We start from the raw sequence: 10,393 nt of genomic DNA on the forward strand, positions 1-10,393 counted from the left end.
GAAATGGGTCTTAATGATCGGAAATTGACACGGATGCCTGGGGAGGCAGCCGCGAGGCACCGGCGGCATGCATCAGCTCCAATACTTGGCGGACTTCCAACGTGTCCAGATCGCCTTCAGGCCGCTTGCGCGACAAAAAGAGATCCAACAGGTCATTGTCAGCCAAGTCCATGAGCTCATGCAAACCCTGTACCAGCGCGTTGGTGAGGTTTTCACCGTGCAACTCAAAAAAACGATCAATGAAGAGATCGTTCTCGAGCAGGCCGCGCCGGCAGCGCCAACGCAAACGCCGCAATTCGTCCGCGCTGGGCACGGACCCAGGCGCGGATGACGGCGTTGGGGTCAGGGTCATGGGCAATTCAGGGCGAGGTGTCAGCAGGAGATCAAACGGCGCGGCGCACCATCAGTTCCTTGATCTTGCCAATGGCCTTCGTGGGGTTCAGGCCCTTGGGGCAAACGTCCACGCAGTTCATGATGGTGTGGCAACGGAACAAGCGGTAAGGATCTTCCAGATTGTCCAGGCGCTCGGCCGTGCCTTGGTCGCGGCTGTCCGCGATGAAGCGGTAGGCCTGCAGCAAACCGGCGGGGCCCACGAACTTGTCGGGGTTCCACCAGAAGCTGGGGCAGCTGGTCGAGCAACTGGCGCACAGGATGCACTCGTACAGGCCGTCGAGCTCTTCGCGCTCTTCGGGCGACTGCAAGCGCTCTTTATCAGGCGGCGGCTCGTCGTTGACCAGGTAAGGCTTGATCGAGTTGTACTGCTTGAAGAACTGGGTCATGTCGACGATCAGGTCGCGCACGACGGGCAGGCCCGGCAGCGGCTTCAACACGATATCGCCCGGCAAGGTCAGCATGTTGGTCAGGCAGGCCAGACCATTCTTGCCGTTGATGTTCATGGCGTCAGAGCCACACACGCCTTCACGGCAGGAGCGGCGGAACGACAAGGTGGGATCCACGGCCTTGAGCTTGATCAGGGCATCCAGCAGCATGCGCTCCTGACCGTCGAGTTCGACCTCGAGGGTCTGCATGTAAGGCTTGACGTCCTTGTCCGGATCGTAGCGGTAGATTTTGAAAGTGCGCTTCATGGTGCGGTCCTCATCAGAACGTCCGGACTTTCGGGGGAACAGATTCCACCGTCAGCGGTTGCAGGTTCACGGGCTTGTATTCCAGGCGGTTGCCTTCGGAGTACCACAGCGAGTGCTTCATCCAGTTGTCGTCGTCGCGGTTGGGGAAGTCGTCGTGGGCGTGGGCGCCACGGCTTTCCGGACGAGCGGCGGCGGCCACGATGGTGGCTTGGGCGGCTTCGATCAGGTTCTCGACTTCCAGCGCTTCGATGCGGGCGGTGTTGAAGACCTTGGAGTTGTCCTTCAGGCCGATGCCCTTGACGCGTTCACGCAAGGCCGCGATCTGCTTGACGCCTTCGTCCATCGTCTTTTGCGTGCGGAACACGCCAGCGTGCTTTTGCATGGAGGCTCGGATGTCGTTGGCCACATCTTGCGAGTACTCACCATTGGTGGCGCCATCCAGGCGCGCCAGTCGGGCCAGCGACTTGTCGGCAGCGTCCTTGGGCAGGGGCTTGTGGTTCTTCGACTTGAGGTTGAAATCAACGATGTGGTTGCCAGCCGCGCGGCCGAACACCAGCAGGTCGAGCAGCGAGTTGGTTCCCAGGCGGTTGGCGCCGTGCACCGACACGCAGGAGCATTCGCCCACGGCGTACAGGCCGTTGATGATCTCGTTGTGCTTGCCGTTGGCAGGCACCACCACTTGACCATGGACGTTGGTGGGAATGCCACCCATTTGGTAGTGGATGGTCGGCACCACGGGGATCGGCTCCTTGGTGATGTCGACGTTGGCAAAATTGTGGCCAATCTCTTGCACCGAAGGCAGCCGCTTGTGGATGGTCTCGGCGCCCAGGTGGGTCATGTCCAGGAGGACGTAATCCTTGTTGGGACCGCAGCCACGGCCTTCCTTGATCTCCTGGTCCATCGAACGGGACACGAAGTCGCGCGGGGCCAGGTCTTTCAGGGTGGGCGCATAACGCTCCATGAAGCGTTCGCCATTGCTGTTGCGCAGAATGGCGCCTTCGCCACGGCAACCTTCGGTCAGCAGCACGCCCGCGCCGGCCACGCCGGTGGGGTGGAACTGCCAGAACTCCATGTCTTCGAGCGGGATGCCAGCGCGTGCCGCCATGCCGAGGCCGTCGCCGGTGTTGATGAAAGCGTTGGTCGAGGCTTGATAGATGCGGCCAGCGCCGCCCGTGGCGAACAGCACGGTCTTGGCGTGCAACATGTGCACGTCGCCGGTTTCCATTTCCAGCGCGACCACGCCCACGGCGTCGCCTTCGGCATCGCGGATGACGTCGAGCGCCATCCACTCTACAAAGAACTGGGTGCGGGCCTTGACGTTTTGCTGGTACAGCGTGTGCAGCAGCGCATGGCCGGTGCGGTCTGCGGCAGCGCAAGCGCGTTGCACGGGCTTTTCGCCGTAGTTGGCGGTGTGGCCACCGAAGGGACGCTGGTAGATGGTGCCGTCGGCATTGCGGTCGAACGGCATGCCGAAGTGCTCAAGCTCGTACACGACCTTGGGCGCTTCACGGCACATGAACTCGATGGCGTCCTGGTCGCCCAGGTAGTCAGAGCCCTTGATGGTGTCGAAGAAGTGGTAATGCCAGTTGTCTTCGGACATGTTGCCCAACGAGGCGCCAATGCCTCCCTGCGCCGCCACGGTGTGCGAGCGGGTGGGGAAGACCTTGGACAGCACGGCCACGTTCAGGCCGGCCAATGACAGCTGCAAGGAAGCGCGCATGCCAGAGCCACCGGCTCCGACGATGACAACGTCAAACTTGCGGGTAGGAAGAGAAGTTGCGATCGCCATTATTTAAATCCTCCACAGCACTTGGATGGCCCAGCCAGCGCAGCCCAGCAGCCAGACGATGGTGAACACTTGCAGGCCAAGTCGGATGCCCACGGGTTTGATGTAGTCCATCCAGATGTCGCGCATGCCGACCCAGGCGTGGTATGCCAGGGACAGGATGACCACAAAGGTCAGGAACTTCATCCACTGGTGCGAGAAGATGCCCGCCCATTTTTCGTAACCGATGGGATCGCCAAAGATAACCTGCACCAGCAGCGCCACCGTGAACAAGGCCATCAGAACGGCCGTGACGCGTTGCGCCAGCCAGTCGCGCAAGCCGTAGTGCGCGCCGACGACGATGCGCTTGGTACCGTAGTTTTTAGACATGGTGTTGAGTTTCCGCGGTCAAAATCAGAACAGGCCGAACAGCTTGGCACCCAGGATCAGGGTCAGGCCCACGCTCAATACCAGCGTGGCGATGGCCGACGATTGGCCCTTCTTTTTCTCGACCAAGTGGTGGTTGGTGTCCATCAAGAGATGGCGCACACCGGCAATGAAGTGGTGCAGGTAGGCCCAGATCAAGCCCCAGGTGATGACATTGACGAGGATGGCAGGCAACCAGCCAGAGCCCGCGGTGAACACGGATTTGAACTCGTCATACGAGATCTCCGAGCTCAGGCTGGTGTCAAACATCCAGACGACAAAAGGCAGCAATAAGAACATCACGACGCCGCTGATGCGGTGCAGGATCGAGACGATTCCGGCGGGCGGCAGCTTGTAGCTGACGATGTCGGTGACGTGGATGTTCGTGAAAACGGGGCGGGGGGTTTTGGTGTTGTCAGCCATTTTTTCTGAAGGCTCCTGCCTCGCGTCAAAAAACAGTCAAAGAATCCGCGATTTTAAGGGCAATCCCTTGCTCATCGCTGGGGTTAGTTCAATTCGTTCCGATAATGGTGGTATTCCGTCATGTACAAACCTCTGCGCAACTCCACGGGTTGGTCGTCGTAGGTGTGGGACAGGCGCTCGACGCTCAGGAGCGGCGCGCCCACGGTGACTTTGAGCAGCGCGGCCTCGACTTCCCCAGCAGCCACGGCCCGAACTTTCTCTTCAGCGCGGATCATGCGCACGCCGAACTCGGTTTCAAACAGTCCGTACATGGGCCCTTTGTAGTCGCTCAGGCGCTCGGCCGTCAGACCCTTGAACAGGTGACCCGGCAGCCAGATGTCGTCCAGCACCACTGGTTTGCCAGCGAAATGCATGACGCGGCGCACCTCGACCACCATGTCACCAGCCTTGAGTTGCAGCAGTCGGGCGATGTCGGCGGGCGCGCGCAGGCGCCTGCAGTCGAGGAACTCGCGTTGGACAGGGCCGGCGTATTCGGGCAGGTCGGGGGTGAGGCGCAGAAAACGGTACTGCACGCGCTCTTCGGCGTGGGTGGCCACGTAAGTGCCCTTGCCCTGGCGGCGCAGCAGCAGGTTTTCGGCGGCCAGCTCATCGACCGCCTTGCGCACCGTGCCTTGGCTGACCTTGAAGCGACCGGCCAGCTCGATCTCGCTGGGGATGGCCTCACCTGGGCGCCATTCGCCGGCCTGCAGACTGCGCAAGATGAGCGACTTGATCTGCTGGTAGAGCGGGCTGAAGGAAGGCGACCCAACTCCAGACGCCGACACCTCGCCCGCGACCCCGGGGATCGGCTCGACAGGGGCACCAGAGGACGGCGAGGAAGGGGCCACAACAGCTTGGGTTTTCACGGGTGTTGATTGCAACACAAGCCCCCATTTTAGTCCACCCTCTGATGAAAGATGTCTTATATAAGACATAAGAGCATTGACGATTCACAACACTGCCCCTAGACTGCGCACGACGCTACACTCGGGGGTTGTTACCACCTACCCCTTCTCTCTATTTCTTTCGGAGTTGCACATGAGCAAATCACCCGTTCGCGTTGCCGTCACCGGCGCCGCTGGTCAAATCGGCTACGCCCTGTTGTTCCGCATCGCCTCCGGCGAAATGCTGGGCAAAGATCAACCCGTGATCCTGCAACTGCTGGAGATCCCCGACGAGAAGGCCCAGAACGCGCTGAAGGGCGTGATCATGGAGCTGGAAGACTGTGCCTTCCCCCTGCTGGCCGGCATTGAAGCCCACAGCGATCCGCTGCAAGCCTTCAAGGACACCGACTACGCCCTGCTGGTGGGCGCACGCCCCCGTGGCCCCGGCATGGAGCGCGCCGACCTGCTGGCCGCCAACGCCCAGATCTTCACGGCCCAAGGCAAGGCACTGAACGCCGTGGCTTCGCGCAATGTGCGCGTGCTGGTGGTCGGCAACCCCGCCAACACCAACGCCTACATCGCCATGAAGTCGGCGCCTGACCTGCCTGCCAAGAACTTCACCGCCATGCTGCGCCTGGACCACAACCGCGCTGCGTCGCAACTGGCCGCCAAGACCGGCAAGCCGGTGGCTTCGATTGAGAAGCTGGCCGTGTGGGGCAACCACTCGCCCACCATGTACGCTGACTACCGCTTCGCCACGATCGATGGTCAATCGGTCAAGGACATGATCAACGACGCCGCCTGGAACAGCGACGTGTTCCTGCCCACCGTGGGCAAGCGTGGCGCCGCCATCATCGCCGCTCGCGGCGTGTCGTCGGCCGCTTCGGCCGCCAACGCTGCCATCGACCACATGCGCGATTGGGCCCTGGGCACGAATGGCAAGTGGGTCACCATGGGCATCCCGTCCAAGGGCGAATACGGCATCCCCGCCGACATCATGTTCGGCTACCCCGTCACCTGCGAAGGCGGCGAATACAAGATGGTCGAGGGCCTGCCCATCGATGCGTTCTCGCAAGAGTGCATCAACAAGACCCTGGCCGAGCTGCAAGGCGAGCAAGACGGCGTCAAGCACCTGCTGTGATCCAGTTCAGCTGAGCATTCAGCTGAAACCAAAAAGCCGACGACCTTCGGGCCAGTCGGCTTTTTTCATTCAGGGCAAGCGGAACACCGAGACCACCAAGGCGAGCTTGGACGCCTGCTCCTTGAGGCTCTCAGCGGCGGCGGCGGACTGCTCGACCAGGGCGGCGTTTTGCTGCGTCATGCTGTCGAGCTGAGAAACGGCCGTGTTGACCTGGCTGATGCCTTCGGACTGCTCGGTGGAGGCGGAGGTGATTTCGCCAATGATGTCGGCCACGCGCTGCACCGAATCGACAATGGCGGCCATGGACGTGCCGGCCTCGCTCACCAGTGCGGCTCCAGCCTCGACCCGTTCACTGGAAGCGCCAATCAGGGCCTTGATCTCGCCAGCCGCACTGGCGGCGCGCTGTGCCAACGCCCTCACCTCGCCCGCCACCACGGCAAAGCCACGGCCCTGTTCGCCCGCGCGGGCGGCTTCCACCGCCGCGTTCAAGGCCAGGATGTTGGTCTGAAAAGCGATGCCGTCGATGACACTGATGATGTCCACGATGCGCTTGGAGCTTTGGGTGATTTCGTCCATGGTGGCCACCACCTGGGACACCACTTTGCCGCCGTTGGTGGCCGCTTGCGCCGCCCCCGCCGCGAGCTGATTGGCGGTGCGGGCGGCATCGGCCGTGTGCCGGATGGTGCCGGAGATCTGCTCCATGGTGGAGGCGGTTTCCTCCAAGCTGGCGGCAGTCTGCTCGGTGCGGCTCGACAGGTCCTGGCTTCCCACCGCCACTTCCTGGCTGGCGGTCTGGATGGAGTCGGTGGACTGGCGCACTTCACCCACGATGCTGCGCAAGGACTGCTGCATGTGCTCCAGGCTGTGGCAGAGCTCGGACAACTCATCGCGCCCATCCATGTCGACACGCTGGGACAAGTCGCCGCTGGCAATGACCTTGGTGGCGTTCACCACCCGCCGCAAAGGCCCGGTCACCGAGCGCGTCATGACCCAGGCACAGGCCACCCCGATCACCAAACTGCCCACGGCCAACGCCAGCAGCAGCCACTGGGCCCTCGCCACGCGCTGGTGCGTCAAGGCCGACTGCTCGTCCGCGATCTTGCGCTGCATCGACTGGTAGCTGTTGATGGCCGTGATGTAACGGGTGGCGGCGGGCAGGAGTTCGCTTTTCAAGGCGTCTTTGGCTCCGGGGTCGTCCATCTCCAGGAAGGAAAAGATCGAATCGCGGGCCGCGACGTAGGCCTTGCGCTTGGCCGCGATGTCCTCAAACATGGCTTTGACCTCGGGCGTCTCGACCTGGGCTTCCAGACTTTTCTGGATCGCGCTGATTTCGGCGGATGTGCCCTTGATCAAAGGCGCGAAATGGTCTTTCACGTCTTTGTGCCCCCCAGACTCGGCGATGGCCAGCGTCCGGTTGACGTTGAGCAAGGTGAGCCCTTCCCACTTGAGCGCGGCCGTGGCTCGCGATTGCGCCTCGTTGCTGTGACCGACGTCCCGGATCGTCTGCGAAAGACGAAACCACCCCACGCCAGCGATGAGGGCGGTCAGCAGCAGCAGCAAGCCAAACCCCAAACCCAAGCGATGGCCCAATTTGAGCCCATGTAAGTTCAACATCTGTTGAGCACCCTGTGACGCTCACAATCCGGGAGCGTTGGCGGTCCTGGAGGCAGGTAAGGCAAATGCACCCCCCCCCAACAGGCTTCACCCAACCTTAACCGATGCGCAAGCGAGGGATCCCTTGATCACCAAGTGAACGACGGTGCTGTTGCAACCTTACCTCGGCTCAGCGGCGCAGCATCAATGCAGCGGCCTTCTCCGCCATCATCAAGACGGGTGCGCTGGGGTTGCCGCTGGTGATGTTGGGCATCACACCCGCGTCCACGACACGCAGACCGGCCACCCCCATCACCCGGAACTGACTGTCCACCACCGCCATCGGGTCTTCGGCACGGCCCATTTTGGTGGTACCCACGGGGTGGAAGATGGTGGTGGCAATGTCCCCCGCCAGGCGGGCCAGATCCTCGTCCGACTGAAACTGCGCCCCGGGCTTCCATTCTGAAGGCTGGTATTTGGCCAGGGCGGGCTGAGCCACGATGCCGCGCGTGACACGCAGGGAATCAGCCGCCACCCGGCGGTCTTGCGGGGTGCTCAGGTAGTTGGGCGCGATGGCGGGCGCATCTTCGAAGCGGGGGCTGGTGATGCGCACCGTGCCACGGCTGGTCGGGTTGAGGTTGCAGACGCTGGCGGTGAAGGCGCCGAAGTCATGCAAAGGCTGGCCGAAGGCGTCCAGGCTCAAGGGCTGGATGTGGTACTGAAGGTTGGGATGCGGCTGAGAGGGATCACTGCGCGTGAAGGCCCCCAACTGGCTGGGCGCCATGCTCATGGGGCCGCTGCGGTTGAGCGCGTATTCCAGGGCGATGCGGGCTTTGCCCCAAGGGCTTTGGAGCATGGTGTTCAATGTTTTGACGCCGTTCACCTTGAACACGCTGCGGATCTGCAGGTGGTCTTGCAGGTTGGCGCCCACGCCGGGCAAGTCGTGCAACACGGGCAAGCCATGCTGGCGCAACCAGTCGCCAGGGCCGATGCCCGACAGTTGCAGGATCTGCGGAGAGCCGATGCTGCCCGCGCTCAGGACCACCTCGCGGCTCGCCGTGGCGGTGACCATCTCGTGCCCGTTCCAGACCTGCACGCCCGCGCAACGTTGCGTGCCGTCGGGTTGCGCCTCTAACAACAGCTTGGCAACCTGGGCATGGGTCCACATCTCGAAGTTGAGGCGGTCGTAGCAGATGGGGCGTAAGAAGGCCTTGGCCGCGTTCCAGCGCAGACCTTTGCGTTGGCTCACGTCGAAGTAGCCCACGCCTTCGTTGCAGCCACGGTTGAAATCCGGGATGGCCGGGATTCCGGCCTGCACGGCTGCCAGGGCAATGGCATCGAGGAGATCCCAGCGCAGGCGCTGCTTTTCAACGCGCCACTCGCCAGTGCTGCCGTGCAGATCGTCCAGCCCTTGGTGGTGGTTTTCGTGCTGTTTGAAATAGGGCAGAACCTGGTCCCAGCGCCAACTGTCGTCGCCGGTCAGCTGGGCCCAATGGTCGTAGTCGCGAGCCTGGCCGCGCATGTAGATCATGCCGTTGATGCTGGAGGAACCTCCCAGGGTCTTGCCCCTTGGGTAGGCCAGGCTGCGGCCATTCAAACCCGGCTCGGGCTCGGTGCGGTAGAGCCAGTCGGTGCGGGCGTTGCCCATGCAGTAAAGGTAACCCACCGGAATGTGGATCCAGTGGTAGTCGTCCTTGCCGCCAGCCTCGATCAACAGGACTCGGCAAGCGGGGTCGGCTGACAAGCGATTGGCCAACAGGCAACCTGCCGTGCCTGCGCCGATGATGATGTAGTCGAAGGTAGGGTGGCTCATGGGGTGGACGCATCCTACGTGAAAGCGCCGCCTTGAAAACAATGTTTGCGGGTTGAAGGGTTGGGGCGACAAGAGGACAATGGGCCGGGCTTGCACCAGCATGCCTTGCGCTTCAGCTTCAGAGAGGACGCCGCCTTGTCAACACTCAGCACCATCCACCCTCGCCTGGCCTTGTTTGGCGCCGAGCAACGCTCGCCCAACCTGCCAGTGTGTGACCACTACGCGGGCATTGAAGCGCGCATGCGCAAGAGCTTGGCGCTGCAAGCGGACATGGCCTCACAGACCGAAGGCCGCGCCGTGTTCGACGTGACCCTGGACCTGGAGGACGGCGCCCCCGTGGGCGGCGAGCACGAGCAAGCCTTGTTGGTGGCCGAGTTGCTCAACAGCGCGGCCAATGCCTGTGGGCGTGTGGGCGCGCGCGTCCATGCGCCCAGCCACCCCCGCTTCGAGGATGACATTCACACGCTGATCCAGCAGGCAGGGCCCCGGCTGGCTTACTTGATGGTGCCCAAGGTGGCGGGTGAGGAGGAAGCCAAACGTGCGGTCGAGGCCATCAAGGCCGCGCGGCTGAAGCATGGCGTTGGGCACATCGTGCCAGTGCACGTGTTGATCGAGACGCACCAGGCGCTGCAAGAGGTGGCCGCCATCGCCGCTCTGCCGGGGGTGGAGTCGCTGTCGTTCGGGCTGATGGATTTCGTGTCGGAGCACCGGGGCGCCATTCCGGCTTCGGCCATGAGCGCGCAGGGCCAGTTTCACCATCCGCTGGTGTTGCGCGCCAAGTTGGAGATTGCGGCGGCCTGCCATGCGGCGCGCATCACGCCATCGCATTGCGTGGTGACGGAGTTCAGGGATGCGCGGGCGCTGGGTGTGGCGGCAGAGCGTGCCTCGCGCGAGTTGGGCTACACGCGCATGTGGAGCATCCACCCGGACCAGATCCCGGTGATCGTGGATGCGTTCGCGCCTGTGGCCGCGGAGGTAGATGATGCGGTGGCCATTTTGAGCGCCGCCCAGCAGGCGCATTGGGCGCCCACGTCGTACCGCAGCGTTTTGCAAGACCGGGCCAGTTATCGGCACTATTGGCATGTGCTGGAACGGGCGTGGCTGACGGGGCAGCCTTTGCCTGCGGAGATTGAGGCGGCGTTTTTTGGATAGTGGCTTTGTTCTGGCAGCGCGGGGCGCGGGCTGGGGCGGTCTCCGGCAGGGCTTCAGCTTGGTGGTCCCGCT

Annotated in this window: 10 protein-coding genes; 2 read left to right on the forward strand and 8 right to left on the reverse strand. The window is 62.8% G+C overall.

Annotation, left to right across the window (positions count from 1 at the left end; genetic code table 11):
* Positions 1 to 10: 10 nt before the first annotated feature.
* The 6 genes from PSV38_RS13040 to PSV38_RS13065 form a co-directional block, all read right to left on the reverse strand.
* Positions 11 to 352, reverse strand: coding sequence for a succinate dehydrogenase assembly factor 2 (locus PSV38_RS13040; RefSeq protein ID WP_300548062.1), 342 nt, complete (start codon positions 350 to 352; stop codon positions 11 to 13).
* Positions 353 to 383: 31 nt separating this feature from the next.
* Positions 384 to 1,085 (reverse strand): succinate dehydrogenase iron-sulfur subunit, encoded by a 702-nt coding sequence (locus PSV38_RS13045; protein WP_300548064.1) that lies wholly within the window; start codon positions 1,083 to 1,085, stop codon positions 384 to 386.
* Positions 1,086 to 1,098: 13 nt separating this feature from the next.
* Positions 1,099 to 2,877 (reverse strand): succinate dehydrogenase flavoprotein subunit, encoded by a 1,779-nt coding sequence (sdhA, locus tag PSV38_RS13050; RefSeq protein ID WP_300548079.1) that lies wholly within the window; start codon positions 2,875 to 2,877, stop codon positions 1,099 to 1,101.
* Positions 2,878 to 3,240, reverse strand: coding sequence for a succinate dehydrogenase, hydrophobic membrane anchor protein (sdhD, locus tag PSV38_RS13055; RefSeq protein WP_300548066.1), 363 nt, complete (start codon positions 3,238 to 3,240; stop codon positions 2,878 to 2,880). It lies immediately after the preceding gene.
* Between the two features lie 24 nt (positions 3,241 to 3,264).
* Positions 3,265 to 3,699: a succinate dehydrogenase, cytochrome b556 subunit gene (gene sdhC, locus PSV38_RS13060; protein WP_300548068.1), complete on the reverse strand. Its 435-nt coding sequence runs from the start codon at positions 3,697 to 3,699 to the stop codon at positions 3,265 to 3,267.
* A gap of 83 nt (positions 3,700 to 3,782) precedes the next feature.
* The gene (locus PSV38_RS13065) at positions 3,783 to 4,544 is read right to left on the reverse strand and encodes a GntR family transcriptional regulator (RefSeq protein WP_300548081.1); all 762 of its coding nucleotides are present in this window, start codon (positions 4,542 to 4,544) and stop codon (positions 3,783 to 3,785) included.
* Between the two features lie 232 nt (positions 4,545 to 4,776).
* Here PSV38_RS13065 and PSV38_RS13070 point away from each other — a divergent pair, with 232 nt between their 5' ends.
* On the forward strand, positions 4,777 to 5,763 hold the full coding sequence (locus PSV38_RS13070; RefSeq protein ID WP_300548070.1) for a malate dehydrogenase: 987 nt from the start codon (positions 4,777 to 4,779) through the stop codon (positions 5,761 to 5,763).
* Between the two features lie 69 nt (positions 5,764 to 5,832).
* Here PSV38_RS13070 and PSV38_RS13075 read toward each other — a convergent pair whose 3' ends face one another.
* On the reverse strand, positions 5,833 to 7,377 hold the full coding sequence (locus tag PSV38_RS13075; protein ID WP_300548072.1) for a methyl-accepting chemotaxis protein: 1,545 nt from the start codon (positions 7,375 to 7,377) through the stop codon (positions 5,833 to 5,835).
* A gap of 169 nt (positions 7,378 to 7,546) precedes the next feature.
* Entirely contained in the window at positions 7,547 to 9,169 is a 1,623-nt protein-coding gene (locus tag PSV38_RS13080; protein ID WP_300548074.1) for a GMC family oxidoreductase N-terminal domain-containing protein, read from the reverse strand.
* Positions 9,170 to 9,304: 135 nt separating this feature from the next.
* Here PSV38_RS13080 and PSV38_RS13085 point away from each other — a divergent pair, with 135 nt between their 5' ends.
* A complete protein-coding gene (locus tag PSV38_RS13085; RefSeq protein ID WP_300548075.1) occupies positions 9,305 to 10,321 on the forward strand; it encodes an aldolase/citrate lyase family protein in 1,017 nt (338 codons plus the stop codon).
* Positions 10,322 to 10,393 lie beyond the last annotated feature (72 nt).

Source organism: Aquabacterium sp., assembly GCF_029946005.1.
Classification (GTDB): Bacteria; Pseudomonadota; Gammaproteobacteria; order Burkholderiales; family Burkholderiaceae_C; genus Aquabacterium.

Bases quoted from the DNA above. Each gene is read 5' to 3' on its own strand.
- PSV38_RS13080 (WP_300548074.1), bottom strand. From the start codon at position 9,169: ATGAGCCACCCTACCTTCGACTACATCATCATCGGCGCAGGCACGGCA.
- PSV38_RS13075 (WP_300548072.1), bottom strand. From the start codon at position 7,377: ATGTTGAACTTACATGGGCTCAAATTGGGCCATCGCTTGGGTTTGGGG.
- sdhD (WP_300548066.1), bottom strand. From the start codon at position 3,240: ATGTCTAAAAACTACGGTACCAAGCGCATCGTCGTCGGCGCGCACTAC.
- PSV38_RS13045 (WP_300548064.1), bottom strand. From the start codon at position 1,085: ATGAAGCGCACTTTCAAAATCTACCGCTACGATCCGGACAAGGACGTC.
- PSV38_RS13070 (WP_300548070.1), top strand. From the start codon at position 4,777: ATGAGCAAATCACCCGTTCGCGTTGCCGTCACCGGCGCCGCTGGTCAA.
- PSV38_RS13040 (WP_300548062.1), bottom strand. From the start codon at position 352: ATGACCCTGACCCCAACGCCGTCATCCGCGCCTGGGTCCGTGCCCAGC.
- sdhC (WP_300548068.1), bottom strand. From the start codon at position 3,699: ATGGCTGACAACACCAAAACCCCCCGCCCCGTTTTCACGAACATCCAC.